Origin of the sequence: Paenibacillus lutrae, assembly GCF_009757775.1 — a bacterium.
GTDB lineage: Bacteria > Bacillota > Bacilli > Paenibacillales > NBRC-103111 > Paenibacillus_F > Paenibacillus_F lutrae.
Genome location: NZ_RHLK01000008.1, coordinates 119,140 through 144,860 on the forward strand (window position 1 = coordinate 119,140; position 25,721 = coordinate 144,860).

Annotated in this window: 25 protein-coding genes; 13 read left to right on the forward strand and 12 right to left on the reverse strand. The window is 49.6% G+C overall.

Features of this window, described 5'->3' with window-relative positions; genetic code table 11:
- Positions 1 to 83: 83 nt before the first annotated feature.
- Genes EDM21_RS15355 through EDM21_RS15370 form a run of 4 tightly spaced genes read right to left on the reverse strand, consistent with a single transcriptional unit; the run spans position 84 to position 5,130 of the window.
- On the reverse strand, positions 84 to 1,208 hold the full coding sequence (locus EDM21_RS15355) for a YheC/YheD family protein (RefSeq protein ID WP_166542029.1): 1,125 nt from the start codon (positions 1,206 to 1,208) through the stop codon (positions 84 to 86).
- Positions 1,208 to 2,575, reverse strand: coding sequence for a YheC/YheD family endospore coat-associated protein (locus tag EDM21_RS15360; protein WP_157336772.1), 1,368 nt, complete (start codon positions 2,573 to 2,575; stop codon positions 1,208 to 1,210). Before EDM21_RS15360 ends, EDM21_RS15355 begins: the two co-directional genes overlap by 1 nt.
- A 4-nt stretch (positions 2,576 to 2,579) precedes the next feature.
- Positions 2,580 to 3,725: a YheC/YheD family endospore coat-associated protein gene (locus EDM21_RS15365; protein WP_157336774.1), complete on the reverse strand. Its 1,146-nt coding sequence runs from the start codon at positions 3,723 to 3,725 to the stop codon at positions 2,580 to 2,582.
- Positions 3,726 to 3,738: 13 nt separating this feature from the next.
- On the reverse strand, positions 3,739 to 5,130 hold the full coding sequence (locus tag EDM21_RS15370) for a YheC/YheD family endospore coat-associated protein (protein ID WP_157336776.1): 1,392 nt from the start codon (positions 5,128 to 5,130) through the stop codon (positions 3,739 to 3,741).
- A gap of 413 nt (positions 5,131 to 5,543) precedes the next feature.
- Here EDM21_RS15370 and EDM21_RS15375 point away from each other — a divergent pair, with 413 nt between their 5' ends.
- From EDM21_RS15375 to EDM21_RS15400, 6 genes are all read left to right on the forward strand, one after another.
- Positions 5,544 to 6,902, forward strand: coding sequence for an extracellular solute-binding protein (locus EDM21_RS15375; RefSeq protein WP_157336778.1), 1,359 nt, complete (start codon positions 5,544 to 5,546; stop codon positions 6,900 to 6,902).
- An 80-nt stretch (positions 6,903 to 6,982) separates the two neighbouring features.
- Complete coding sequence (locus tag EDM21_RS15380; RefSeq protein WP_157336780.1) at positions 6,983 to 7,933, forward strand: carbohydrate ABC transporter permease; 951 nt, start codon at positions 6,983 to 6,985, stop codon at positions 7,931 to 7,933.
- 13 nt (positions 7,934 to 7,946) lie between these two features.
- Positions 7,947 to 8,792: a carbohydrate ABC transporter permease gene (locus EDM21_RS15385; protein ID WP_157336782.1), complete on the forward strand. Its 846-nt coding sequence runs from the start codon at positions 7,947 to 7,949 to the stop codon at positions 8,790 to 8,792.
- Positions 8,793 to 8,836: 44 nt separating this feature from the next.
- Complete coding sequence (locus EDM21_RS15390; protein ID WP_157336785.1) at positions 8,837 to 10,255, forward strand: PTS transporter subunit EIIC; 1,419 nt, start codon at positions 8,837 to 8,839, stop codon at positions 10,253 to 10,255.
- Positions 10,256 to 10,272: 17 nt separating this feature from the next.
- Positions 10,273 to 11,109 carry a PRD domain-containing protein gene (locus EDM21_RS15395; protein ID WP_157336788.1) on the forward strand — a complete coding sequence of 279 codons (837 nt, stop codon included), beginning with the start codon at positions 10,273 to 10,275 and terminating at the stop codon, positions 11,107 to 11,109.
- A gap of 142 nt (positions 11,110 to 11,251) precedes the next feature.
- Positions 11,252 to 12,247 carry an acrylyl-CoA reductase family protein gene (locus EDM21_RS15400; RefSeq protein ID WP_157336790.1) on the forward strand — a complete coding sequence of 332 codons (996 nt, stop codon included), beginning with the start codon at positions 11,252 to 11,254 and terminating at the stop codon, positions 12,245 to 12,247.
- Positions 12,248 to 12,517: 270 nt separating this feature from the next.
- Here the strand turns inward: EDM21_RS15400 and EDM21_RS15405 are convergent, their stop codons facing one another.
- Entirely contained in the window at positions 12,518 to 12,718 is a 201-nt protein-coding gene (locus tag EDM21_RS15405) for a hypothetical protein (protein WP_157336792.1), read from the reverse strand.
- A 259-nt stretch (positions 12,719 to 12,977) separates the two neighbouring features.
- Positions 12,978 to 14,219 (reverse strand): serpin family protein, encoded by a 1,242-nt coding sequence (locus tag EDM21_RS15410; RefSeq protein ID WP_157336794.1) that lies wholly within the window; start codon positions 14,217 to 14,219, stop codon positions 12,978 to 12,980.
- A gap of 586 nt (positions 14,220 to 14,805) precedes the next feature.
- Between EDM21_RS15410 and EDM21_RS15415 the strand changes: the two genes are divergently transcribed.
- Together EDM21_RS15415 and EDM21_RS15420 are read left to right on the forward strand one after the other, a co-directional pair.
- Positions 14,806 to 15,081: a hypothetical protein gene (locus tag EDM21_RS15415; protein WP_157336796.1), complete on the forward strand. Its 276-nt coding sequence runs from the start codon at positions 14,806 to 14,808 to the stop codon at positions 15,079 to 15,081.
- A gap of 173 nt (positions 15,082 to 15,254) precedes the next feature.
- Positions 15,255 to 16,577, forward strand: coding sequence for a DRTGG domain-containing protein (locus EDM21_RS15420; protein ID WP_166542040.1), 1,323 nt, complete (start codon positions 15,255 to 15,257; stop codon positions 16,575 to 16,577).
- On the opposite strand, the gene EDM21_RS15425 is transcribed toward EDM21_RS15420, so the two are convergent.
- From EDM21_RS15425 to EDM21_RS24610, 3 genes are all read right to left on the reverse strand, one after another.
- Positions 16,574 to 16,870, reverse strand: coding sequence for a YtpI family protein (locus EDM21_RS15425; RefSeq protein ID WP_157336806.1), 297 nt, complete (start codon positions 16,868 to 16,870; stop codon positions 16,574 to 16,576). The genes EDM21_RS15420 and EDM21_RS15425 overlap by 4 nt on opposite strands.
- Before the next feature lie 174 nt (positions 16,871 to 17,044).
- Entirely contained in the window at positions 17,045 to 17,197 is a 153-nt protein-coding gene (locus EDM21_RS24605; RefSeq protein ID WP_166542030.1) for a hypothetical protein, read from the reverse strand.
- A 342-nt stretch (positions 17,198 to 17,539) separates the two neighbouring features.
- Positions 17,540 to 17,707 carry a hypothetical protein gene (locus EDM21_RS24610; RefSeq protein WP_166542031.1) on the reverse strand — a complete coding sequence of 56 codons (168 nt, stop codon included), beginning with the start codon at positions 17,705 to 17,707 and terminating at the stop codon, positions 17,540 to 17,542.
- A gap of 797 nt (positions 17,708 to 18,504) precedes the next feature.
- Here EDM21_RS24610 and EDM21_RS15430 point away from each other — a divergent pair.
- The 3 genes from EDM21_RS15430 to EDM21_RS15440 are packed head-to-tail and all read left to right on the forward strand — an operon-like array spanning position 18,505 to position 21,716.
- Positions 18,505 to 20,115 (forward strand): sensor histidine kinase, encoded by a 1,611-nt coding sequence (locus tag EDM21_RS15430; RefSeq protein WP_166542032.1) that lies wholly within the window; start codon positions 18,505 to 18,507, stop codon positions 20,113 to 20,115.
- Positions 20,112 to 20,735, forward strand: coding sequence for a response regulator (locus EDM21_RS15435; RefSeq protein WP_157336810.1), 624 nt, complete (start codon positions 20,112 to 20,114; stop codon positions 20,733 to 20,735). The genes EDM21_RS15430 and EDM21_RS15435 overlap by 4 nt, the downstream gene beginning before the upstream one ends.
- A 42-nt stretch (positions 20,736 to 20,777) precedes the next feature.
- The gene (locus EDM21_RS15440) at positions 20,778 to 21,716 is read left to right on the forward strand and encodes a polyprenyl synthetase family protein (RefSeq protein WP_157336812.1); all 939 of its coding nucleotides are present in this window, start codon (positions 20,778 to 20,780) and stop codon (positions 21,714 to 21,716) included.
- A 15-nt stretch (positions 21,717 to 21,731) separates the two neighbouring features.
- Here the strand turns inward: EDM21_RS15440 and EDM21_RS15445 are convergent, their stop codons facing one another.
- From EDM21_RS15445 to EDM21_RS25025, 3 genes are all read right to left on the reverse strand, one after another.
- The gene (locus tag EDM21_RS15445; RefSeq protein ID WP_157336903.1) at positions 21,732 to 22,265 is read right to left on the reverse strand and encodes a hypothetical protein; all 534 of its coding nucleotides are present in this window, start codon (positions 22,263 to 22,265) and stop codon (positions 21,732 to 21,734) included.
- Between the two features lie 2 nt (positions 22,266 to 22,267).
- Positions 22,268 to 22,600, reverse strand: coding sequence for a YtrH family sporulation protein (locus EDM21_RS15450; RefSeq protein WP_068773526.1), 333 nt, complete (start codon positions 22,598 to 22,600; stop codon positions 22,268 to 22,270).
- A gap of 398 nt (positions 22,601 to 22,998) precedes the next feature.
- Positions 22,999 to 23,076: a putative holin-like toxin gene (locus EDM21_RS25025; RefSeq protein WP_268893085.1), complete on the reverse strand. Its 78-nt coding sequence runs from the start codon at positions 23,074 to 23,076 to the stop codon at positions 22,999 to 23,001.
- Positions 23,077 to 23,296: 220 nt separating this feature from the next.
- On the opposite strand from EDM21_RS25025, the gene hisC reads away from it, so the two are divergent.
- Together hisC and EDM21_RS15460 are read left to right on the forward strand one after the other, a co-directional pair.
- Positions 23,297 to 24,352 (forward strand): histidinol-phosphate transaminase, encoded by a 1,056-nt coding sequence (gene hisC, locus EDM21_RS15455; protein WP_166542034.1) that lies wholly within the window; start codon positions 23,297 to 23,299, stop codon positions 24,350 to 24,352.
- 41 nt (positions 24,353 to 24,393) lie between these two features.
- Positions 24,394 to 25,587: a pyridoxal phosphate-dependent aminotransferase gene (locus tag EDM21_RS15460; protein WP_157336814.1), complete on the forward strand. Its 1,194-nt coding sequence runs from the start codon at positions 24,394 to 24,396 to the stop codon at positions 25,585 to 25,587.
- Positions 25,588 to 25,721: the final 134 nt, after the last annotated feature.

Genomic DNA, 25,721 nt, shown 5'->3' on the forward strand with positions numbered 1-25,721 from the left:
AAATCGCCCGCTACCTTTTTCAGGTGGCGGGCGATCTTGTATTTGTGTGGAAGTGAAGCGTCCGGGAGAAGGGGCTTCACTATTCATTTGCTCTTCTTCGCTAAATACTGGCTGTAACTGATAATGCGTTCGAGTGACTTATTGCGGATATGCGGCTCATCGAACTTCATCGGCTTGGAATTGGCCTCGAAGAACCATGTGCGCCCGTTGGTGTCGATCCCCAGATCCATAGACATTTCACCAAGCGTCTGCTTGGAGGTCTTCTCCAGGTTATGGGCGAGCAGCAGAGCGGTTTTACGCGAATGCCGGAGGATGCGTTTGGCTTTGAGGCTGCCGAACGATTTCGCCAGCAGCCGGGCCGGATCATCAATAGATCCGCCCCTGGGGACATGGGTTGTGATGCTTCGCTTACCGGCCACCCGGGCTCCGATTCCCGTTACGCTCCACTTGCCTTCCGCGGTTTTCTGCAGCAGGGCCCGCAGATCGAACGGCCGCTTATTGTAGCTGGCTAGAGAGATTCCTTGCTGGATAATGTACTCTTCTCCGCTGGTCAACCCGTCAATCCGGTTCCAGGCATCGCTTAGATCACTGAATTGTTCATAATGAGAGTTCATTTTTTCCTGCATCGTCAGCTTGAGTACAGGCTGGCTGTTCTTGACCGGAATCTGCTCCAGCCGCATGATTCCTTTGCCCGCCTTGCCTTCGATCGGTTTGAGATAAACACAATCGAAGCGATTCAGCATGACTTCCAGAGAGGATTTGCCGTGCAGCTGCTTGGTTGTAGGGACATATTTACGGGTCGTACTCGATTGATCCAGCCATTCGAACAGTGTCCATTTATCAAAGAAATACGGATTGAACACATTCAGGCTTTTACTCCGGATGCAAGCCTGAAGCGTCCGCTGTACATCACTTTGGATCTCCAGGCGTCGTGTCGGAATCCGGTTATAGATCACATCCGGAAAGGGCATGAGCTGTTTTCTCCATTTCTTACTTGGAAACTGATAGCAGAAAGCTTGCACTTGCTTGCTTCCCAGCTTTATATCGGCCGTTGTCACGACGTAAACGAGAGCGCCATGCTCATAACCGGTCCGGATTAAATCGATGAAGTTCTCCCGGTTTCCCGAGAATTTCCGTTTGGGATCCGGTGTTGTCAGGATGCCGATACAAAGGGGAGGCTGCTTGCTGCTATGGATCGTAGCGTCCACTAGCTATCCCTCCTCGCGCGGAAGCGGCTCAAGTAGACGCAGTGATCATAGACATTAGCGAGTGAAGCTTTATCCTGCTGCTTGAGGCCGGGATGTTTGAAGATAGAGCGGCCCGGCTTGGCGTTTGCCTCGAACATCCACGTCTGCTCATTCTGATCAATGCCCAGATCAAAGCCAAGTTCCCCGAGGGGGTGATTGTAATTATGCTCAATGGCTTTGGCGAGTTCGATGGATGTCTCCTTCATCTTGGTCAGAATGGATTCGCTGCGTCCGCCGTATACTTGCTTCAAGGCCTGCTCGGCTGTCATCAATTGGCCACCATTGCGAAGGTGCGTGGTTACGCTCCCCTTACCGGCCTTCTTGGCGCCGATAGCTGCGACTACCCACTCGTTATTGCCGTTCTTGGTCATATGAAAGCGGAAGTCTATCGGGCACGAATCAATTTCTATCAGCCGGATTCCCTGCTGGATGACATAATTGTTCAGTTTTCCGCGGTTGACGCCGAGCATTTTGACAAGGCCGTCGAATTTATTGAACCGGAGCAGGACATTTTTGCCGCTGCGCCTGTACCGGACGAAGTAGCCCCTGCCTTGTGAGTAAGTAATCCGGTAAATACCGATACCGAGACTGCCTGCTGTCGGCTTCAAATAAATAAATTTGTGATTTTCCAGAAGCTCTTTAATTTGCATCGCTGTAGGATTAAGGACGGACTCCGGAACGAATTTGAAGACAGGATCATTCTCCAGGAGCCGGTAGACATCCCATTTATCGAAGAACCCCCAGTTGAATAAGGGGATGTTCCGTTTTACGAAACGCTGCTTGAAAATTTCGGTCGACTCCATCTTCTCCGCTTTGCGGCTTGGGAGCCGGTTGTATACGACGTCGGGAAGAGGAACCGTTTTGCGGACCCAGCCTCCTTCGGGAAGAAGCAGATATCCGGACACGGTACCCTGTTGCCAATTCACATCTTTCGGTGAAAAAGCCACATGATAAGACTTGCGCTCTCCCGGCTGCATAATAGAGCGGATGAAGGGGGTACGGGAGCCGAAAGGACCGGCAGTGGTACCTGTCGTATTGGTAAGAACACCGATGACAGGACCGAGCCGGATCTCTTTACCGTTGCCGCTTGAAGCAAGGCAGGGGCCGAGCCGGGGAAGCTTGATAGAAGCAATAACGGATTGGGGCAAATAAAGATGAAGGCCGGCTTTCTTGATGTACCGGGCCGGAAGTGTGACGGACTGGGAGCCGACCTGGAGCTGGAGCTGCTTGCTTTTCGATAACCTCAGCGCTTTGGCCAGTTCTCCGGAAATGAAAATGTTTCTTTCCTGTTTGGTTGTTACGTGAACCGTGCACGTCGTCAAACTCATTGGGTTACCCTCCTAAACTTGTTGCCCCTGCTGCTGCCCGCTGCGACTTGAGCAGAAAAGCTGCATACCTGACCGGGTTGCAAACAGCCAGCCTTGCGGTCTCCCCGTCTGATAGACTGCGGAAGGCAGCCCGGCCCGGCTTGGAATTCACTTCGAGAATGCGGATCCGCCCGTCGCGGCAAACGCCGTAATCGATACCGAGCTCCGCAAGACGGCCGTGTGAGGATTCCAGTACGAGCGGAATCCGGTAAGAGAGTGCAGTTATCGTATCGAGTATCCCGCTGGCAGCGGAGCGGCCGAACTGCTCCTGCAGGAAGGCGTCCGCTTCACAGGAGCTGCCTCCACCATGCAGATTAGAGGTGACGCTGCCTTCGTCTCCGCAGCGTACCGCCGTTCCGGTTAGCTCCCAAGAGCCCCGGCCGTTCTTCTGCATAAGGGACCGGACATCGTATGCTATACCGTCCGCAGTTGTTAACGGTAAATACTCTTGGAGCAAATAGCGTCTTCCCTCTATAAATTTGCGTATCCATCCGAACAAGGCAGAGGTATCCGTGAATTCCATTTCGACCAGCCGATTGGAGCGGTCACGGCCCTTTACCCGGTAAAGGCTGCTATTCTTGCCCAGTTGTGCGATATGGAGCGTGCCTTTACCGTGCGTGCCGGCCTCCGGCTTCAGGAAAGCCTCGCTGCGGATGTGCAGCCAGGCCTGGAGCTGCCGGAGTGTGCGCAGCATACAGGTAAGCGCAAGGTGCGGGCGGAGCACAGAATCCGCTGCGAGCAGGCGCTGCACATCCCACTTGCCTCTAAGTCCGCCGCCCAGCAGCCGGATACCGGGCTGGTCGCGGAGCTGGGCAAGCAGGCGCCTGTAGACAAGGAAGTCTGCCGGGCTGCTGCAGAAGCAGCGGTCATAGATGAGCGGAGGGAGAAGGAAATGCCTTTGCTCCCAGCGGGCTTTATCAGCCGGGAAGTGATAACCGTCTACGGAGTTCTCCTCCCAGGAGACGCTGTCCGGCGTAAACACCCTGACGTCTACGCCTTCCTCTGCGCCAAGGAGGCATAACTTGCGCAGGAACGGCTCCGAATCTCCGGACAAGATGGATTCATCTGAGGCAGCCAGGACGCCCAGACAGCGGTTTGCTGCACCGCCCATTGTACGCACCGCCTTATTGTGCAAATTTCGCCAGGTAAATGGCGTAGTCTACCAGTCGTGTGATCGATGGCCGAGCGGCTTGCTCCGGATGAGGACGGGTAAACTCTTCCCGAGAGGGCTTCGAATTAACTTCAAGAAGCTTGGCGCTGCCGCTGGTATCCACCGCCAGATCGATCCCGAGTTCCCCGAATATCCCGGGTACATGGGAACCTAAAGTATGTGCGATACCGAGTGCGGCTTTCCTGAGCTTCGTATGAATGACATGCTTCATGGCATGAAACCGGGATTGTTCGAGTGCTTCTTGAACTCCGCACATCGTGCCGCCCCTTGCGATATTGGAGACAAAATGCTCCTCCGCCGCGATTCGTGCCAGGAGCGACGATAGGACCCACTTCCCTTCACCGTCTCTCTGGACGAGAGCGCGGAAGTCGACGGGGCGGCCGCCGATTGTAAGGAGATCAAGCCCCTGCTGGATCTGATACGGCTGGATGCGGACTTTGGCGGCTATATAGGCATAGGCATGAGAGAGAGTTTGAAAATGCAGGGTGACCGTGCTGCTAATGGCCGTATAACGGATTTGGCAGTGATCATCGGCAGCGCGGAACAATCTGAAAATGCCTTTGCCGAGACTTCCCGCCGCGGGCTTGAGGAACAGAACCGGATAGCGGTGAGACATTGTTTTTAACAGCTGGTAGGTAGTGAAAGGATAGGTTTCCGGCAAATAGTCCTGTAAGGCAGGGTCATTCCGGAGTGCCTGGAATACATCATTTTTATCCAGGTATTTATCATTAAAAATTTGTGTGTCATAAAGGAGATGCACGGTTTTCAAGAAGTTCCGCACGTCCGGCCTCTTCTCATCCTTACGTGAAGTCAGCCTGTTATAAATAACGTGGGGCACCGGGAAGGATCGTTTGCGCCATTCACCGTCGTAATACATACCGCCTACATCGGGAAGCGAGCCCATTTGCTCGGGTGAAAAGAAAAAGATACAGACTCCCGCTGCCTCGCAAGTCTTCACAAGTTCCTGACAAAAGGCTGTCATGGAACCGAAGGGCATCTCTGCTGAGGAAGAGTACAGGCGGCTGATGAGAACACCAACGAGCGGCCCGAGGTAGAGCGACTTGGCGTGTGCGAGGTAGAGCAGGGAGAGGCGCAAGCCGCCGCGCAGACCAAGCTCCCCGCACAGCCTACCTTGAAGATGCAATTCTTCTTCAGCAGCCGGGAGCCGTTTAACGGACAATGGCTGTACCTTCACTTCGCAGGCTGCCGAGCCGAAGCGCATACAGATTACGCTGCCCGCAGTGAGCCGCCAAGACCGCAAGACCGCGGGGCTTACCCGGATTACGTCGTGTTCTTCCGCGCAGTCATCGGCAGGGCTGCGTACGGTTGCGATCTTACGAGGCATACGGCGGGCTCCTTCCGGGAATGAAGGGGTATGTTTCGTCTGGGTGATCTTAAGAATTACTCCATCATATGAGGACATATATCCCTTGGTGCAAGGGCGGATATCAGGTTCTCTGGATTCAGGAGGGGGCTCCGGCTAAAGAGGCCAAACAAATGTTAAATAAATGAAAAGAAAGGGATTGACGGATTCCAGGAATCCATGTAGTATGGAATTAATTTCAAACCCAAACTTTAACATGTTACCGAAAGGGCATTAGTTAAAGAAGTGATTCTGCTTCTTTGACTGTGCCCTTTTTCTGTTGTCTGAAGGAGGTGAAGATTTTTCGGTAGACGGACACTGTTTCTTAAGCATCAGGGGGATCGTTTCAAAATGAAATCGGTTACAAAAAGAATCTTAAAGGAGTGTTTGTACACATGAAAAAGTCCAAATGGTTAAACATGGGTGTTTCTTTACTTCTTATTTCCGCTTTTGCGGCAGGCTGCAGCAAGACGGCTGCACCGACAGCGACACCGGCGGCTTCACCGGCTGCCACGACAGATACGGGATCTGGAGCCAAGAAACTGACCGGTGATTTTGAAATTCAGTACTTTGTAGGCGGATACGGGGATACATGGTGGAAAGCTGCCATCGATGAATTCCAGAAAGCGAATCCAGATCTCAAAATCAAGCAATCCGCCGGTGCGAAAATTAACGATCAAATGAAACCGCGCTGGATTCAGGGCAATCCGCCGGATGTGGTCTATATTGACGGAGCAGGCGCGAATGCAAGAACGATGTTCCAGGACGGCCAGCTGATGGACATTACCGACTGGTTGAAAACCGCGAAGAATGCCGATGGCAAGAACATCATGGATATGCTGATCTCCAAGCCGGAAGAGTATGAGGCGGGCAAATACTATGACATCCCGCTCGTATTCGGATCATGGGGAACGTTCTGGGACCGCGCCGAATTCAAGAAGAACAATTGGGAAGAGCCGAAAGACTGGGAAAGCTTCTTGGCGGTTGGCGATAAGATTAAATCGTCCGGCAAGATGAGTGTATATATTCACACAGGTGTCTATCCTTACTACATCAATGGGGCTTTCCTGGATGCTGCTACTGTTGCGGCTAATAATTACGATACTTCGATTATCAAGAAAATTAATAACATGGAAGAAGGCGTATTCAAAAGCGAACCGGTAATGAAATCGCTTGATAAACTGGTCGAATTGCGTGATAAAGGCTTCATTGACAAAGGTTCGGTTGCGCTGAATCATACCGATTCCCAGACACAATTCCTGCAGCACAAAGCCGCATTTATTCCCAATGGCCTCTGGATTGAGAATGAAATGAAGAAAGATGTGCCGCAAGGCTTTGAATTCGGCTTTATTCCTTCCATTACACAGGATAAAGGCGCTAAGAGCGTGGCAATTCCGACAACAGCTATGATGGGCATCGCCAAAAAAGCGAAGAACCCGGAAGCGGCAAAGGCATTTATCGAGTTTATCTTCACGGAAAAACAAGCTGCTAAGTGGGCGGAAGCGACAGGCGCACTGCTGAACATCAAAACAAACCTGGACAGCACGAATGCAAGCCCTCTTGCGAAGACCGCTATCAAATCGTACAGCTCGCCTGATACGGTGGTTGCGCCAGAGCCGGTGATTCCGGAAGATCTGAAAAAGGTGCGCAACGATGCTACTATTGCTTTGACACAGGGTACCATTACCAAAGAAGAGTGGGCCAAACGTCTAGAGGATGAAGCCGCCAAACAGCGCGCCAAGTTAAAAAAATAAGCACCCATATCTCCGGAATGGATAATAAGGGAATGTAAATTCCCTTATTGTCGTTCCGCAGCAAAAACGGAGGTACGCGCATGAAAGGAACACCGGTAACCGGAAGAGCACAAGCTCCTCTTACGAAATCCAAAAGGGGAAGAGGTCAAGCCAAACGACGTCTCTTCATCGCTTCATTTATTTTACCGACCCTGATTATTTATCTGGTTTTCACGGTCTATCCGATGCTCAAGGGCATTTATCTAAGCTTGTTTGACTGGTCCGGCGGTTCGATGGATTACAATTTTATCGGCCTGGATAATTTCAAGGAAATGATCCAAGATCCGATTATTCCGAAGGCGATTCTGAACGATTACTTCCTGGTTCTGGGCAAAGTCATCGGTTTTATGGTTCTGGCTTTGTTCTTCGCTGTTGCGATAACCAGGCTGAATATTAAAGGAGCCGGGTTCTACAGGGCGATTTTCTTCCTGCCGAACGTAATTTCCGTCGTTGTTGTCGGGGTGCTGTGGCGTTATGTATACAACCCGAATCTCGGGTTCCTGAACTCCATCATTGGAGCTATTAAAGGCGAAGCCTATGTGTTCCCTTGGCTGGGGGACAAAGCGACTGCGATGTGGTCTCTGCTCCCGCCATCCATATGGGCAGGGGTAGGTTTCTGTACACTGCTCATGATCGCAGGTATTCTGAGTATCCCGGAGAGCCTGTATGAGGCGGCCGGCCTCGATGGGGCTACCCAGTGGCAGCAGTTCTGGAACATTACACTCCCTCTGACCTGGGAACAAATCCAGACTTCGGTTCTGTGGATCGTCATGACTACACTTAACGGATCTTTTATTATCGTGTCGATTATGACCGAGGGAGGACCTGATAACGCAACGCAGGTGCTTGGCTCTTATTTGTACCAGCAGGGCTTCAAGCAGTTCCACCTCAGCTATGCGGCTGCAATCGGCGTGCTGACGCTCATCGTGTCATTAATCACCACGGCCGCCTTGCAGCGGATTATGAAGAGAGAACCGCTAGAAATTTCGTAGAGGGGTTATTTGCATGAGCTATGGACTTAAAAATCCGTTCTGGCGTTTTGTCGTCAACCTGTTAATGATCCTGTGGTCCATTATGGTGCTGTATCCGCTTATTTGGACCGTATTCGGATCGCTGAAAGACAATCAGCAGTTTTTCCTGGGCAAGCCCTGGGATCTCCCGAAATTGCCGCTTCTTTTCTCTAACTTCAGTTATGTATGGGAGAAGTACCAGTTTGGCGGGTATTTCATGAATTCGATCATCGTTACGGTTGTAAGTGTTGTACTGGGGCTTCTGCTGTCCGCTATGACGGCCTACGTTCTGGCCCGCTATGCTTTCAAGGGAAGCGGCACGCTGTACTATCTCTATATTGCTTCCATGATGATCCCGATGTTCCTGGGTATGATTCCGCTGTTTTTTCTGATGAGTGATATGGGATTGACCAACTCTCTGCTGGGCCTTATCATCGTATATACAGTATCTACCATCCCCTTCAGCGTCTTCGTGCTTGTCGGCTTCTTCAAGACTCTGCCGTCGGAAATCGAGGAAGCCGCAATGATGGACGGAGCTTCCCATTATGGTATCTTTTTTCGAATTATGATGCCCCTCGCCAAACCCGGACTGATTTCCGTCAGTATTATCAATGTCCTGAATACGTGGAATGAATATATACTGGGTGTTGTCCTGAACAGCGAACCTTCCAAATATACACTGCCTGTCGGCATAGCCGTTATGCAGGGAGAGATGCAGTACAGGACCGAATGGGGTCCGCTGTTCGCCGCCCTGCTCATATCGATGGTGCCCGTCATGATCTTCTATCTTATTTTCCAGCGTCAAATAGCAAGCGGAATTACAGCAGGTGCGGTGAAATAAGCCGTCACCTTGCTTTCCGTATATGACCAAAAAGGTGAAATCCTATGCTGCATACGCTCCAAAAAATCGGCCGGTCTCTCATGATTCCGATAGCCGTCCTGCCGGCCGCCGCAATTTTGCAGCGGCTTGGCGCTTTTACTTTTGAGAACCCGCTTCTTGTCTATATCAGTAAAATATGTGATGCAGGCGGCAAAGCGATTTCCGATAATTTGCCGCTGATGTTTGCGATCGGTATTGCAATCGGAATGACATCCGGGCAGGGCACGGCCGCACTGGCTGCAGCAGTCGGCTATCTCGTGTTTATCCGGGTACTCGCAACTTTCGAAGATGTGCCCATTGATCTGCATCTGGATATGGGAGTCCTCGGCGGAGTTATGACGGGGCTCATTACAGTTATGCTATTTAACCGCTTTCATAGTATAAAACTTCCGGATTACCTGATGTTTTTTGGAGGCCGCCGGTTTGTGCCGATTATTACATCGCTTGTCATGGTCGTGATGGGAGGACTGATGGGTCTGATCTGGCCGCCCGTTCAGGATGTAATCCGCAGTGCGGGTCTCTGGATTGTGGAGGCAGGCGGTATCGGTGTGTTTATGTACGGATTCCTGAACCGGCTGCTGCTGGTTACCGGGCTGCATCATATTCTCAACAGCGTGGTGTGGTTTCAGATCGGCGAATACGTTACCGGACCAGGGAGTATCGTCCATGGGGATATGACCCGTTATAATGCGGGAGATCCGACCGCGGGCAGTTTCATGAGCGGATTTTTCCCGATTATGATCTTCGGACTGCCTGCCGCCGCTTTAGCGATGGTGAAATGCGCCCGTCCAGAGAAGCGCAAGCGTACGGCAGCCCTTATGTACAGCGCTGCTTTGACCTCGCTCCTGACTGGCGTGACAGAGCCGCTGGAATTTTCATTCATGTTCGCGTCTCCTTTGCTGTATGGTGTACATGCGCTGCTAACGGGGCTTGCGATGGCATTCATGTATGCGGTAGAGATCAGAATGGGATTCAGTTTCTCGGCAGGAATTATTGATTTGGTGTTGAATTGGAAATTAAAGGAATTTCCATGGGCGTTTTTAGCGATTGGGGCTCTATATTTCTTCCTCTATTACGGGCTGTTCATGCTCCTGATTCGCTTATTTCATCTGAAAACGCCAGGACGTGAAGAAGATTTCCCGGAGCTTACACCTGTAATAGCCGCCGGTAGTCCTTCGATGGACGAGCAGCGGGTTTCCGCCATTGTTGAATGCGTGGGGGGAATCGGCAATATCATTAAAGTAGACTCTTGCATTACCCGGCTTAGATTATGGCTGGAAACGGATCAGGGAATAGAAGAGGACACGCTCAAAGAGCTGGGGGCATTCGGCATCATGAATATGGGTAAGGGACACGTTCATATTATTTTCGGCACGGAATCAGAGTTAATTAAAGACTCTATTGCCAGACGATTGACTGCCTAGAAGGGAGGAGGCCATTTATGATTCAAAGGAAAATCATTTACGTGCTTTCTCACAATGTGGTCATGACCAAATTATCCACTGGCAAAAATTCGATTGCATTCGGTAAAGGAATCGGATTTAAAAAAGAGCCCGGCATGACGATCCAAGATTCGGATATCACACAGGAATTCCTGCTGCAAACTTCTGAGGTTCTGGAACATTATGAGCATATTCTTCATGCCGTTGACGTTAAAATTATCGGGATAACCGAGGAGGTTATTGCGTTCGCCCAGGGACATCTGGAAGGAGAATTCTCCGAAACCATCCATGCGGCGCTCGTCGATCATATTAATTTTGCCGTAGAACGCTGCAAGAGGGGCGTCCAAATCGGGAATCCTTTTGCTTACGAGATTAAACATTTGTATGAAGAGGAGTACAGGATTGCAAGCAGAGCGATCGACTTTCTTAATGAACATTTGGATGTTAAACTTCCGGATGATGAAATCGCATTCCTGGCGATGCATTTCCATACCGCCCGTACTAAACTGGAAAAAGGGACGGCTCTGGCTGTCGTAAGACTGGTTGCGGATGTCATTGAGCGTGCCAAGGAGTTGGGACTGGACTTTGATAATTCCTTCTCGACCGTTCGTTTTATTTCTCATCTGAAAGCGTTAATTGACCGGATTAAGCAGCAGAAAACGATACGCAATCCGCTCCTCGGTAAAATATGCGAAGAATATCCGCTTGCTTTTCAGAAAGCGGTCCTGCTTGCGGAGCTGCTTAAGAAAAACCTGCAGAAGCCGATCCCTATGGACGAAATCGGCTTCCTGGCGCTGCATTTGGAAAGGCAGATGCAGCGTGCCGACTTGGGGTAGCATGCTCCGCTGCTGCCGCCCGGAAAGTATGGGACACGGGAACGGACAGCCTCATATTTTCTGGACGGATTCAGCCGGGCTTGCTCGGGCGGATGCATAACCAGCGAAGATAGAGTAAGATCGGAATGAGGAGGGATGAATTATGCAAGATTCTCCATTTCGTGCTTTACATGCTGAGCTTAATGCCGCTGGAGGTATTTCGCTCGGGATAAGGGAGATGACCGCTGGCGAGCTTCCTGCAGGAGAGCTGCTGGTAAAAGTGGCTTATTCGGGTGTTAATTTCAAGGATGGACTAGCTTCACAGCCCGAAAGTCATGTTGTCGCAGCTTATCCTATGATACTTGGAATCGATCTATCCGGTACCGTGGTATCCTCGGCAGACCCCCGGTTTAGCGAAGGTGACCGGATTCTGGTCACCGGCTACGGGCTCGGCACCGGACATTTCGGCGGCTACAGCGAGCTGGCCCGCGTGCCGGCGGATTGGGCGGTGCCGGTTCCCGGCGGCCTGTCCCTGAAGGACGTGATGGCCCTCGGCACCGCAGGCTTCACAGCCGCTCTCTCCGTGCAGCGGCTGGAGGACAACGGCCTGCGCCCGGACCAGGGCCCCGTGCTCGTCACCGGGGCGACCGGCGGCGTGGGCAGCAGCGCCGTATCCATGCTGGCGGGCCTCGGTTACGACGTAACCGCCAGCACGGGCAAGAGCTCCGAACACGCGTACCTGCGCGCACTCGGAGCTAAGGATGTGCTGCCGAGAGAAACCCTCTCGACAGAAGGGAAGCCGCTGCGCCGCGAGCAGTATGCGGCAGCGGTGGACCCTGTGGGCGGCGCGTCGCTTCCGTACGTGCTGAGCACGATCCGGTACGGCGGCTCTGTCGCCCTCAGCGGGCTCACCGGCGGCGGATCGTTCCCCGCCACCGTGTACCCGTTCATCCTGCGCGGCGTTAACCTCCTGGGCATTGACTCTGTCAATTGCCCGGAGCCTTTGCGCAGGAAGATCTGGGAGCGGCTTGCGGGCGACCTTAAGCCGCGCGGCCTTGCAGACATGATCCAGCGGGAAATCACGCTGGAGGAAGTGCCCGCCGCGCTGGAAGACATTCTCGCGGGCCGCATGCGCGGGCGCGCTGTAGTGCGGCTGTAAGCGGAGGAAGAGCCGAGGCGCTTGCCCGGCTCTTCTGCGTTGATTGCCGCTTCTGGACATGCCCGGTTCTTCCGCGTTGATTGCCGCTTCTGGGACATGCCCGGTTCTCAGCGTTAATTGCCGCTTCCGGGACATGCCCGGTTCTTCCGCGTTGATTGCCACTTCTGGGACATGCCCCGCTCATCCGCGTTGATTGCCGCTTCTGGACATGCCCCGCTCATCCGCGTTGAATTGCCACTTCTGGGACATGTCCCGGCTCTTCAGCGTTGATTACCGCTTTTGGGACATGTCCCGCTCATCCGCGTTGAATGGCCGCTTCAGGGACATGCCCCGCTCATCCGCGTTGAATTGCCGCTTCCGGGACATGTCCCGCTCTTCCGCTTTACATGCCCTCTTGCCTGCCGCATGACCAGCTCTTCCGAGCTGCTTCACTGGTCCGCCCGGCTCTGCGGGTGAGAGGGCTTGCTGCATTCACAGCTTCTGCGGGCGGGCCGCATATAGCTGCATGAGAATGAGAGCGGCACCGGGAAGAACCACTTGCAGCCATGTGCAGACTAGTATGCGCAGTGGTTTGCGCTCTGTGCAAAGCATTCTGCGCATGACACTTTCAACACACAAGCCGGCCGCCTAAGTTTCAGGCGGCCGGCTTTTTGGATGGGCAGATATCAAGAGAAATAACATAATCGCCTTACATGCATCATCAACAGCCAAGGATTTGCAGCAATAAATTCTACGGCTCTACAATCGAGCCTACAAACAGCCACGCGCCTGTCTGGCGATCCTCAATCGCGATGAAGAACGGACGGTCCACTTTCAAATCGAAAGGGTCCTGGGGCTGTTCGAGTGAAGTTGTTTTTACGCCTACAACGGTTGCAGCTGCCGCTTCTGTTCCTTTCTCATTCACTTCGATATAGCTTTTGTGCGTGACTTTCCCGATAAACAAGTTTGGAGGCGTGGCAGCAATGCGGCTAAGATCAGCCTGGAGAGGATCGAACGGAATGTTCATTCCCATCTTCTTCAAGCTTTCAATAAGTGATTTTCCGTACTCGGCTTTAAAGCGGGGGATGCGGATTTGTCCGGAACTTTTCTTGAATGGCTTCTGAAACTGAGAAGGATCTTGCCATATCTTTTCCTGCAGAGCCTGGAGCGTTGATTGTTCATCCGGCAGTACGACCAGCAGATCCATCTGCCCTTCTCCATAAGGCAGTCGTACGGCTTCATAATCTTCTGCCTTTACATACTCGTAAGAACCCTGCTGAGACATCATTTTAACGGTTTTAGAAGAACCGTTCTTCTTTTTGAACAAATCATCTTTTGTATCTGCCGTACGAAACTCTTGCGTCCATGCGCCCTTGAAGTAAACGGCATTAACCAGAAACATGACATCGCTGGGGTCCACCTGCTTGAGCAGATTCGGAATTTTCGCTTTTGTCTGCTCGTCCACCCATTTGTTGATGGTCTGAACTGTCTTGTCGGAATCGTTAAAATCCAGTTCTTCCGCTTTAGCCCCGTAGTAGGTTTTATTGGTGTCGAGAAATTTTTTATTGAAGGAGAAATCCTTGCGAAGCCACATGGAATTAGCCATATGGACCTCTACACCTTTCCCTGATTTTTGTAAAAGCGTATTCAAGGTCTGATTTCCCCGATTAATTTCTTCATCGCTCATTCCCTTCCAGCCCAGTGCCGAGGCCATTTGTTCTTTGGTGGTGCCGCTGCTGCCGTTGTAGGCCATGCCCAGCGCCATGGAGATGCTGAGTGGGGAGAGGAATATGTTGACATCCGGGTCCTGGAGAGCGAGCTGCTTATGAATCTGCAATCCAAAGCCGTTTGCTGCCTTCACTACTTTGGTATCCAGATTGGAGGCGGTCTCCTGACGATCTTGTATAGATATTTGGGAAGGCTTGGCCGACAGGGAACAGGAGCTGAGCAAGCTGAGAACAACGAAGCCCGCTGTTAGTTTGGTGAATGTCAAAATGATCGATCCCTTCATGATTATGTGTGTAGTGTACCTGCTTAGACGCAGTACTCCTGGTAAATGTTTCAATAAATAATAGTGGAATAAGGCGCTTTCATGTATACAGTTGCTATATGGATGACTATAACAGCCTGTATAAATATATACCGGGTATCTGTGTGTCACTGTAAAAGGGGAAAAAGCAAACGGTAAACCTACTCTTTTTGTTATTCCAAATTCTTCTATAATCAGACGTAGCCGTTCACTTCAATGAGAAAAGGGGTTTGAAGCATGTTTCCGCATTATTATTTTCTGGAAAAAGAGATGGAGCAGTACAACCGGGATCGGGACCGCAAGCTTCATGATTACAACCGGATAGGCAGATTTCTTCATGCTGTACGTCCTAGGAAAACCGGGCTACCGGATCAGATGAAGGACATGCATGCACAAGATGTACCAAGGAAATCCAGACCCGTTTTATAAATCGGGACTTGAGCGCCTGTGGAGTCATCATATATCCCCGAAGCCCGTCATAGGATGTACAAGATAGGCGGCGTGTCCTCATCCGGATGCGCAACTGTTAATCTCAGGGGGAGTGTGGACCATGAAAGGATTAAAAAACATCATTTATATGAGTCTGGCGCTGGGAATGCTGCTGTATTCCGTGCCGCAGCTTAACATCGGAGAAGGGTTTACCCTGCCCACGGTCGCCGGAGTGGTTTGGATCTGTTTTGCTCTGCTGGTCATCGCAGCTCATCTGCATGAGCTTCTGGGTGTCGACGAAGAAACGCGTCAGGATCTGGTCCGTGTGAAGCGGATGAAAAGATGGCAGAACGAGCAGAAAATCCAAGGAAAAAAACTGCTGGGGCTTCGGAAATAACAGGGAGCTGCCCTTGTTTTCGGGTTTAATTAGTCCGGTATGATCCTTCGTTTTTCAAAAAAAAGGAAATGGTGCGGCTCTAAACTTTTCGTTTGGTTCGTGTTCGTCTATAATGATACCAACAGACTAATACAGAGAACCGGACGGGGGTAATACAGTTGGATGAAACCGGAATGGAGACTTTAACCAAGCACGAGCAAATTCTCCGTTTTATAGAAAGCTTGAAAATAGGCAGTAAGATCAGCGTCCGCAAAATTGCCGATCAGCTGGAAGTCAGTGAAGGGACCGCTTACCGCGCCATTAAAGAAGCCGAGAATCAGGGACTCGTGAGTACGAAGGAACGCGTGGGTACGGTAAGAGTCGGCAAGCGCGAGCGGCGCAATATCGACAAGCTTACCTTCGAAGAAGTGGTGAATATCGTAGATGGCGAAGTGCTGGGCGGCATGAACGGCCTGGATAAAACGCTCCATAAGTTCGTCATCGGAGCGATGGAATTAGATGCAATGCTTCGCTATGTGGAAGCGGGCTCTCTGCTTATCGTGGGCAACCGGGAAGAGGCGCACGAGATGGCGCTCCAGCATGGGGCGGGGGTGCTGATTACGGGAGGATTTCATACGAGCCAGGAAATGACGAAGCTGGCCGACAAGTTGGAGCTTCCGATTATTTCGAGCAGTTATGATTCCTTTACAGTGGCTTCGATGATTAATCGCGCTATTTATGACCGGCTGATCAAGAAGAAAATTCTTCTTGTTGAAGATATTCTTACATCGAATCCGCACGTGTTTGCGCTGAAGTCGAACAGTACGGTCAAGGAATGGCGGGCGCTTGTGGAAGAAACGGGACACAGCCGCTATCCGGTTACGGATGAGTGGAACCGTGTGATTGGGCTTGTAGCGCCGAAGGATATGCTGGGGGCCGAATCCGACCAGACGGTGGATCGTTTAATGACGCGCAACCCGCTAACGGCGGGTCCTCTCACCTCGGTAGCTTCTGCAGCCCATATGATGGTCTGGGAAGGCATCGAGCTGTTGCCCGTCGTGGATGGTAACCGCAAGATGCTGGGGATTATCAATCGGAACGATGTGCTTAAAGCGATGCAGTACATTCAGAAACAGCCGCAGAATGGCGAGACATTCGAAGATTTGATATGGGGAAGATTCGAGGAATTCCGGGATGAGCAGGGGAATGTGGTGTTCAAGGGTACGATCACTCCGCAAATGACCAATCATCTGGGAACCGTCTCCGAGGGTGTGTTGACGACGCTCATGACAGAGGCCGCTTATCGTGTGGTACAAACGGTAAAGAAAGGCGACCTTGTCATGGATAATATGTCTACTTACTTCATTAAGCCGGTTCAAATGGAAAGTGAGATCCAGATCCGCCCGAATATTCTGGAAGTGAGCCGGAAGTTCGGTAAGATCGATGTGCAAATCTATCACGCCGGCACTTTAGTATGCAGAGCGATGCTGACGGCTCAATTTATAGACGGGGTTTAACGGGACATCCGGTTAAAATAAGCATAATTGCGAATTCCGGCAAATAAATTGAAGAGGCCCAGCAGCATGCAGACCGTACCGAAAACTCGGCGTGTAGCCGTGTCGGACATAAAGAAGAGCTGCGTGATGGCAATGACGATAAGCATCAATCCCATGCTGATATTCATCAGAGCGGTGTTGATGCCTTTTTGTTTGGGATCGGTTTGACGGCGAGAACGGAAGCTGAAGAGAACCGAGAATAAGAGCGTAATGAAGATCAGGACAGACAATGCAATTTGTATCGTTTCGAGCATCTACTAAAATCCCCCTAATGAGCGTTTTGCTTTAACTGTACCGACTTTCCAGGCAAAAAGCAACGAAGCCGGGGCCTTGTAGGCAACCGGCTCTATCCATAAAAGAAGGAAACAAATTTATTAATGTAGAACTAAGATCAAACAATGACCAATAAACGACTAAATAACAGCATTCTAAGCAGGATAGTTTTTTATCTCTAATTTCTTTTTTAAACTTTCCCAAGAGGAGTTGAGCTGTACATTCGGTACCTCGACTGCTTCAAATTTTTCCACTAACGCGTCCTTAAGCAGATCCTCAAAATGGCTATCGAATTGATACTGGGTCATAAAGAACACTCCTAAGCTCTAAACTATGGATAATATTGTATACTTTTATATTATCTTTAAAACCTTACATATTCAGCGCAATTTTGTTTCGCTACCATGCAAATTCATCTGCACTCTTGTGCAAGCGTATAAACAACGTATGGGGTTATATTTTCCTATCCTATAGGGACACACTTAGGTCCTAATGTCTCAAAATATGCAGTTAAACTTAAGAATCAGGTTGGATGCGCATTTTTCGCTGCGTTGGAGCGCAATTCAGGATTTGGGCAAAACAAAAAAGATTGCGTACCCGTAGTTAGCGGATAGGCAATCTTTTTGTTTTTTGCTATGATGTGGATAGGTTTACCACATGATGTATCTAACTTCTGGCTTCTCGCTAGTTACGGCTTTCTGCAAGGATGCCACTTCGAGTTTAGACAAAGATGCGGAGGATGAAGATACCGAGTTGGAACTTACTGCTTCTTTGACCGCTTGCTTAAGTTCACGGGACCATAGTACTGCCGTTTGCATGACAGACACCTCTCTTTGAGAAGAATGTATAACTTATTTCCTATATTACCTTAAAATCTTTCACTCGAAAAGGTGGATTTATGAAAATCAATAAAAAATGGATGATCTTGTTTTTAATAGTCATCATCTTCCTGCAAGTGGCTTTCTTAAAAGTAGCTTATCGGTACCCTTATCTGGGAATATTGGTTGAGCAAAATGCTAATCATCAGTGGTATATAGCGGGATTAGAAAAAATTAGTATCGGAGAAAAGCTGGGGTTTCAGGAAAAAGATATAGTTGTTGCGATAGATGGGCAGGACCCGTCCAAGCATTCTACCGTAAAGAATTATTACAGTATAGAGCAAGCGGATTCCATCACTATTTTACGTGATGGGAAGGAGGTTGTTTTTTCAACTAAGGAGTATGCTACATCCATGACCATTGATATACTTTCATTGGTCGGTGAAATATTTGCGTTTATCTTTGCTTACTTCTTATACACTCGAATTTCCAATTCCAAATCTGCTGTTATGCTGTCGTTTGTTTTTTCAAATATTGCATTAATTTTTATGGCTATTGGGGCTTCAACTCGGGCAGATGTACTGGCAAAAGGGATAACCATGATTTTAGTAGCCTGTCTGCCTTTTGTATTTTTACATTTTCTTATTTTATTTTTTAAAGAAAAATCCAGTTTTAGTATGCCTACTTATTTTATGAAATACGTGTATATGGTCTTAAGCTTCTTTACATTTATACAGGCAATAATGTTTCTTCCCTACGCAAATATTCAATATTATTTAACTATTTATTACGGAACGATGTTTATATTTGTATTAGGTTTTTCATCAAATATTATTTTATTGATTTATCTCTACAATAAATACCGCAAAACAAATGATTATTTATTCACGGTTATCAAAACGGTCATCATAGCGCTGACGATTTCATTCTTCCCGCTCGTTTTCCTGACATTCATCCCAAGAATCGTATTCCAGCAGGAATTAGCTTTTTCCTACTACAGCGGTTGGTTTGTACTCGTATTTCCAGTCGTTTTCGGTTATTTGATTATGTCCAAGCAGTTGTACGACTTGGATATTATCCTAAGAAGAATTTATTCTACAGCCGTTATTTCGATTCTTCCAAGTGTTGTCCTCGTTGCCGTTAACTATTTTATTTTCCAGAAAGATGCCAGCGCCAAGCACCTTGTGATCAGTTTCACGACGACCATGGTCGTCCTAACTTTTGTTACATACTCCCTGGAGTATTTTGCGACGAGGCTGGAGAAGGTCATGTTCCCGAGGAAATATCATTTGCAGAACTCGCTCAAAAAAATTGCCACGGACCTCGGCAGCATTACGAATTTCCGTGAATTAAAGGACATTGTCCTCGTGGATATCGTGGATACGCTGCAGGTATTCGGGGGTGCTATCGTCATTCAATACGCATCTGGAAATCTCGAAATCATCAGCGAAGGAAATATTGACGAGAAAGAAGTGAAGCGGCGGTTTATTTCGAATGAATGGTTTGACTCGGAGTATACGAGGACGTTAATCAAAGGCCATGAGGAATACATCTCCTACCTGGTTATGACGAAGAAGAAAACGAATACATTTATGAACCGGGAAGAAAATCAGTGGCTGAATTTGATTATCTCGTATTTATCCGTAAGCCTGGAGAATTTGTACCTGATCCGCAAGCTGAACATGAAACTGCTGGAACTCGCATCTGAGCTTCCCAATCAGGAAGGTTCTTCCGATTATGTCTGGTTCCGCAAAACGATGTTCGATCTGCAGGAAAAGGAGCGTACCCGGATTGCAACCGACCTTCACGACACGACCATGCAGGACATCTTTTTCGTCCAGAGAAAGCTTAAGAATCTGCAGAAACAGATGTTGAATCCGGATGACCACCGTCTGCTCAAAGATATTTTGAATCATCTGGAGCTCATTAATATGAACCTCCGGCAGTGCTGTTTTGAACTGAATCCGTATTTGCTTAAGAACATAGGACTTGTCCGTGCCCTTCAGAATTTGGTAGATACAGAGTCAGGCATAGGAGACTATGAGATTCAGTTCAGCACGGAGGGCAAAACAACGGCTATGGAAAATCTCGATTATGATGCCAAACGCCATATTTTCCGTGTGATTCAGGAGTTGATTACAAATGCGAAGAAACATTCACAGGCCAGCAAGTTGTTCATCCAGCTGCGTGCAAGCGGAGAGGAAGTTGTTATCCATTACGAAGACGATGGCGTCGGCTTTCAGCAGGAACTGGCAGGACGCAAAACAGTTGGCCGCTCGGGCATGGGCATAGAACAGATGAAAGGCCGTGTGCTGCATTTGAACGGTAACTTTAAAATGGACACCATGTCAGGCAAAGGAGTCGAGGTTACGATTCACATCCCAATAAAGGAGGGCTTACTGACATGAATAATATACAGCAGATCCTGATTGTAGATGACCACCCCGCCATGGCTTACGGAACGAAATTCATTCTTGAGCAGGAAAAAGATATTCAGGTTGTGGGTGTAGCTAATAGCGGGGAAAGCGGCATCGAAATGATGATGAAGCTGAAGCCTTCCGTTATTTTCCTGGACTTTCACCTGCCGGATTTAACCGGAATGGAAGTCGCAGTCAAGATGAGGGAAATAGATGAAACGATTCAAATTGTTATTTTTACGGGAATTGATTATATGCCGATTCTGAATAATCTGCTCGATCTGGGTGTTTGCGGCATTATGTCCAAAGATTCAAGCGAAGAGCAGATCCGCAATATGATGCGCTCTTTGAAAGAAGGCCAGACGGTTATTCCTATATCGCTGCTGCATCAATTACGGCTGAGCCAGCCGGAGGATGATATGTCGAGTTTGACCGACGAGGAAATCAATATCATGAACCAGATAGTAAAAGGGGCGACCAACGAACAGATTGCCGATGAAATTCATATGAGCAAGCGTTCCGTAGATAACTATGTACGCAAGATATATGATAAATTCGGAGTGAAATCGCGCGCTCAAGCCATCGAGAAATTTATACAAATGAAGCGTTAAACATAGAAGCGACATATCTACATTCCGAAAAGGCGGTGCCGCATGAAGGCGGAAGTTTGGAGCGAAATCCAGAATCTGATCGAGACGCATTTTCCCATAAACTCGTTAAGTCTTCTGATGAAGAAAAGTGTGGAGGACAAGCGGGAAGAGCAGTCCATCTGGGGGGAGTTAACACTCGGTGCACATCATTTGCTGGGCGGAAATCATCCCGCTATTCACCGGGTAGCTGCACTTACGGAGCTGATTCTTCTGGCCCTGGATATTATGGATGACCTGCAGGACCAGGACAATACGGCCAAACCTTGGATGAGAATTCCGCAGGAACAAGCCTTGAATATCTACACCGGTTTTGTAACGGCTTCGATCTCGGAATTAGGGGCTCTACGCCTGCGTTATCCGGGAAGCCCTCTTCCCGATCCGGCTCAGGTCGGGCGGTTTATAACCGAGGCGATCAATGGGCAGCATCTGGACATCACGTGCGCGGCCGAGAGCGAAGAAGATTATGTAGACATGGTACAGCGCAAATCGGGGGCATTGGTGCAGCTTGCTCTATATTTAGGCTATACCTGTACCGTTGGCGGCAGTGATGAAGAAACGGTTAGCCAATTAAATCGGCTAGGTCTTTATATGGGCTTGATGGCGCAGCTGGATAACGACCTGAGCGATTTGCTCCGTTTTGACTATAAGAACGATATTGTCCAGAAGAAAAAGACCATTCCCGTGCTGTTCCTGCTGGATGAAGAGGAAGACGGCTCCCCATGGATCCGTCAGTATTACCAGGGTGAAATCGATCAAGAGCAGTTTCTGAAGCATAAGCCGGAATGTGTGGAATATATTTATGGCTCCGGCTGTATTGAATACACGCGTACCATACAGAACTTATATCTTCACCACGCGGACGAGCTGCTGGCAGAAATACCTGCCCTTGCTTCTAATAAAGAAGCATTCCGGGAAGTCGCGCTGGCGCGTTTTGAGCTGTAGTCCTCAGGAAGTTGGCTAGAAGGAATCGCCTCCCGGCGCGTTCGTGCCTTTGTCCGGCGCAGGCAGCTTCCTGGGCTCTTCTGCTGTAATCCACACTGTAAGCTCCGATTGGACGAGTACCATTGATTTCACGTTGACGATATAATCTTTATCGACGACCCCGTAATAGGTCTTGTTCGTGATGATCCTCTCATACAGCTGGGGGGAATCACGGATTTCCCCTACTTTTTGCCCTTCCACAATTTTCAAATCCCTTTTGACCCGGTCTTCTATCGCTTTCTCCACATGACTTTCGAGCGGATGCTGAACACTGTTATATAGATGAACGGTTACGTGCGTAATGAGTCCCTGTTTGTTCCGGAACTTATTCAATGACTCGATGTCCAGCTGCAGTTCGCTGTTTTCTTTGCGCAAATTTAAATTATCAATGACCAGTACATTATAGGTGTGATGGTACAGGCTCAAGAATACGGCGCTGCCTACAATTCCTCCGGATATGAATAGTCCGAGTCCGGATAGAAGCCGGGGGAACCGGTTGAAATCAGGCATTCTCACGGCTGTCCGCCCCCCTTGCAGATTAATTGGATAAGTGAAGTTCCGGAATGTGCGCCGATGTAAGCGCAAATAATCAGCAGAATCTGTTTAATGGCAGGCGACAGCTGGCCGTCCTGGAAATTATCCTGTATCATCCGGATCGGATCAATTGTACCGCCGATCGCGGCAACCATGGCCCAAATCTTGATGTTCTCGGCAATCAGCTGCATTTTATAGGTGGGTGGTTGAAGCGAGAGGACAGAGCCGATTCCGGCCAGCATACTGCCCCCCATGACTACGCCAAAGGCAACGCAAAAATTCATAATAGCGGCTGTGACAAAGCTCGTCACGGGATTCCCTTCTTCCTTTTGACCGGCAGGGCGGTTGTGATAGTTGCTTGTTTGATCTAGTCTATGAAGCGGAGGTTTGAAATATGAGAGAGAGAAGCAAAAAGATTACTAGAAATTCAGTTAGTTTATCAGTTAGTTTAATAGAGATAAGCAAGGAAGAGGATTGACTGGGGTGACTAGGACAACGCGGCTGTATCATTAGACCTAGCGGGTTATTCCACCCCAAGCGCTGCTATGCTACAATGAGAGGGAACGCCTCGGATAGCCGTAGCGGCTTCCGGGCACACAAAATCCCGCAGACGTGCCAGCGTCTGCGGGAGAGGATACAATAGACTGCCCCCGGGGCATCGGTTAACGGGCCGGATAGACCTACTTGCTCCTCTGGAGTTCAGGGAGGTCTATTTCTTTTTAACATAGGTTAGGAGGGCAAGAATAAACATGCCGAACATGAACATGAGGGTCATGGTATCCTTCATATCCAAAGCGCGCACCTCCCTTCTTGAAGCGTGTTATTCGCCTCGGAGGCCGACTCTATTGTTCACTCAGTATAGCATGAAAACAAATACAAACATATGTTCCTATAGGATTATTTTTCTTCGTTTATCCGGTTAAAGTTTTTGCTAGAATCTCTTATAAATTGCGCTATACTAGATTAAAGTGAAACATGCAAACGGCCTATGGAAAGAAGGGATCATTGTGTACGCTAAACCGCATATCCGTGAGCTTGCGCCCTACATACCCGGCTTTCAGCCGGCTGCAGATCAGCAGGTCATCAAGCTGAATTCGAATGAGAATCCGTATCCGCCTTCTCCGCAGGTACAAAAAGCGCTTCAGACATTCGATTATTCCCTGCTGCGCCGCTATCCGAATGCAACGGCCGAATATGTCCGGGAAGAGCTGGCTTCTATTTATAACGTAGAGCCCTCACAGGTCTTTTGCGGGAATGGATCCGATGAAATCATCGCCCTCTTGTTCAGAGCATTCCTCCCGGAAGAAAGTACAATTGTACTGCCATACCCTACGTATTCGCTGTACAAGACGGCAGCCCGCATTCACCGGGTTCATCCTGAGTTTGTGGCGACCTCTGCAGACTTCCGGGTGGACATCGAAGCCCTGCTCGCCGTGCCTTCCGATGCGATTATTCTCGTTAATCCGAATGCGCCCACGGGGCTCCTTCTCCCTGTAGAGAGCGTTGCGGAGCTTGCCCGGCGCTACAAAGGTCTGCTGATTATTGATGAAGCGTATATTGATTTCGCCGATGGGGCAGCGACAGCGTTGCCGCTCATTCATGAGCATCCGAATGTGATCGTTATCCGCACGCTATCGAAGTCTTATTCCTTGTGCGGAATCCGGTTTGGCTATGCTTTCGCAAATGCGGAGCTGATTCAATCGCTCGACAAGTGTAAAGATTCCTACAATGTCAGTATGCTTACGCAGACGATTGCCGCTGCGGCTTTGCGGGACCAGAGCTATCTTGCCGCAACGATTCAGCGCCTGAAGGAATCCCGCCGGGAATTGATCGGACAGCTGCGCAGCCTGGGTTATTCCGCTCCGGATTCACAGGCGAATTTCGTCCTCTGCACGCCGCCGGCTTCCAGGGGCTTAACTGCCCGCCAGATTACAGAGAAACTTGCAGAGCAGCACGTCTATGTCCGTTATTTCGATTCTCCTCTGCTTGAGGATAAACTGAGAATCAGCATCGGAACCGAAGAGGAGAACGAACGTCTGTTTCAACTTCTACGTACCATGTAACTTCGCAATGAAAATATAAGGAATTATGGAGGTTTACCCGAATGACTAATCATGGCGCAATATCAGCGAAGCTGGCGGACCAGCTTGAGAAAGGTTCATGGATCCGTAAGCTGTTTGATGAAGGCAAACGTCTCACTGAAATTTACGGAGCGGATGAAGTATTCGATTTCTCTCTGGGAAACCCTATAGTAGAACCCCCGGCGGCTTTTCGGCAAGCTCTCCAGGATACGATTACGGACGAGCAGCTGGGCAAACATCAGTACATACCCAATCAAGGACTGCCGGCTGCCCGGCATAAAGTCGCGGAGTACCTGAACAGCCGCTATGGCGGTAAGATCGTTCAGGAGCATGTGGTCATGACGGTCGGTGCCGGAGGCGGATTGAATGTCGTGTGCAAAAGCCTTCTCAATCCGGGGGACGAAGTGATCCTGCTGACGCCTTATTTTGTCGAATATGACTACTATGCAGACAATCATGGAGGCATCCCTGTCCACGTTGCGCTCGCAGATGATTTCAGCATCGACACGAAGCGGGTGGCGGAAGCTATCACGTCTCGCACTCGCGCGATTATCGTCAATACACCGGGCAATCCTACGGGCAAGCTGCTGTCGCAGCAGAACTTGAACGAGCTGGGCGACGTGCTCAAAGAAGCCGAGAAGAAGCACGGTTCCCTTCTGTATCTTCTCTATGACGATCCGTACAGCCAGCTCGTGTATGACGCGGTACCGCCTAATCCGTTTGAAGCATACTCACGTACCATCCTCATCAGCTCGTTCAGTAAGGATCTAGGGATAGCCGGTGAGCGTCTTGGCTATGTCGCGGTGGATTCTTCCACCGAGCATGCCGCTTTGCTTGCGCAGGCCTTCGTGTTCAGCAACCGGACGCTCGGTTTCGTCAATGCACCGGTTCTTATGCAGCGTGCTTTAGCGAGGATGGAGTCATTGACCGTGGAGCAGAATGAATACCGCAAACGCCGGGATTTGATGGTAGCGGTTCTTCAGGAAGCGGGCTATGAGTTCGATGTGCCGCAAGGTGGCTTCTTCATCTTCCCCAAGACACCGATCGCGGACGATGTGGAGTTCTGCCTGAAGGCTGTGCAGGATCACAGACTGCTTATTGTCCCGGGAAGCGGATTTGGACGGGGAGGACACTTCCGTTTGTCCTACAGCGTTCCCATCCGTCAAATAGAGCGTTCGGGTCCTGTCTTCAAAGCCGTGCTGGATTCTTACCGTTAGGATCAAGCCTTGTTTAAATGGTTTACCAGAGTAAAACTGCGCCGCCCGATGAGATGATCTCAGCGGGCGGTTTTTATTAGGGGAGTGACCCGAACGCATTTTCGCCTTTTTAAAAAATGTGATAGAATAGAAGA

Coding starts and splice junctions, on each gene's coding strand:
- EDM21_RS15360 (WP_157336772.1), bottom strand. CDS start 2,575: ATGAGTTTGACGACGTGCACGGTTCACGTAACAACCAAACAGGAAAGA.
- EDM21_RS15365 (WP_157336774.1), bottom strand. CDS start 3,725: ATGGGCGGTGCAGCAAACCGCTGTCTGGGCGTCCTGGCTGCCTCAGAT.
- EDM21_RS15370 (WP_157336776.1), bottom strand. CDS start 5,130: ATGCCTCGTAAGATCGCAACCGTACGCAGCCCTGCCGATGACTGCGCG.
- EDM21_RS15375 (WP_157336778.1), top strand. CDS start 5,544: ATGAAAAAGTCCAAATGGTTAAACATGGGTGTTTCTTTACTTCTTATT.
- EDM21_RS15380 (WP_157336780.1), top strand. CDS start 6,983: ATGAAAGGAACACCGGTAACCGGAAGAGCACAAGCTCCTCTTACGAAA.
- EDM21_RS15385 (WP_157336782.1), top strand. CDS start 7,947: ATGAGCTATGGACTTAAAAATCCGTTCTGGCGTTTTGTCGTCAACCTG.
- EDM21_RS15390 (WP_157336785.1), top strand. CDS start 8,837: ATGCTGCATACGCTCCAAAAAATCGGCCGGTCTCTCATGATTCCGATA.
- EDM21_RS15395 (WP_157336788.1), top strand. CDS start 10,273: ATGATTCAAAGGAAAATCATTTACGTGCTTTCTCACAATGTGGTCATG.
- EDM21_RS15400 (WP_157336790.1), top strand. CDS start 11,252: ATGCAAGATTCTCCATTTCGTGCTTTACATGCTGAGCTTAATGCCGCT.
- EDM21_RS15405 (WP_157336792.1), bottom strand. CDS start 12,718: ATGCAGCAAGCCCTCTCACCCGCAGAGCCGGGCGGACCAGTGAAGCAG.
- EDM21_RS15415 (WP_157336796.1), top strand. CDS start 14,806: ATGAAAGGATTAAAAAACATCATTTATATGAGTCTGGCGCTGGGAATG.
- EDM21_RS15420 (WP_166542040.1), top strand. CDS start 15,255: ATGGAGACTTTAACCAAGCACGAGCAAATTCTCCGTTTTATAGAAAGC.
- EDM21_RS15425 (WP_157336806.1), bottom strand. CDS start 16,870: ATGCTCGAAACGATACAAATTGCATTGTCTGTCCTGATCTTCATTACG.
- EDM21_RS24605 (WP_166542030.1), bottom strand. CDS start 17,197: ATGACCCAGTATCAATTCGATAGCCATTTTGAGGATCTGCTTAAGGAC.
- EDM21_RS24610 (WP_166542031.1), bottom strand. CDS start 17,707: ATGCAAACGGCAGTACTATGGTCCCGTGAACTTAAGCAAGCGGTCAAA.
- EDM21_RS15430 (WP_166542032.1), top strand. CDS start 18,505: ATGTTTATATTTGTATTAGGTTTTTCATCAAATATTATTTTATTGATT.
- EDM21_RS15435 (WP_157336810.1), top strand. CDS start 20,112: ATGAATAATATACAGCAGATCCTGATTGTAGATGACCACCCCGCCATG.
- EDM21_RS15440 (WP_157336812.1), top strand. CDS start 20,778: ATGAAGGCGGAAGTTTGGAGCGAAATCCAGAATCTGATCGAGACGCAT.
- EDM21_RS15445 (WP_157336903.1), bottom strand. CDS start 22,265: ATGCCTGATTTCAACCGGTTCCCCCGGCTTCTATCCGGACTCGGACTA.
- EDM21_RS25025 (WP_268893085.1), bottom strand. CDS start 23,076: ATGAAGGATACCATGACCCTCATGTTCATGTTCGGCATGTTTATTCTT.
- EDM21_RS15460 (WP_157336814.1), top strand. CDS start 24,394: ATGACTAATCATGGCGCAATATCAGCGAAGCTGGCGGACCAGCTTGAG.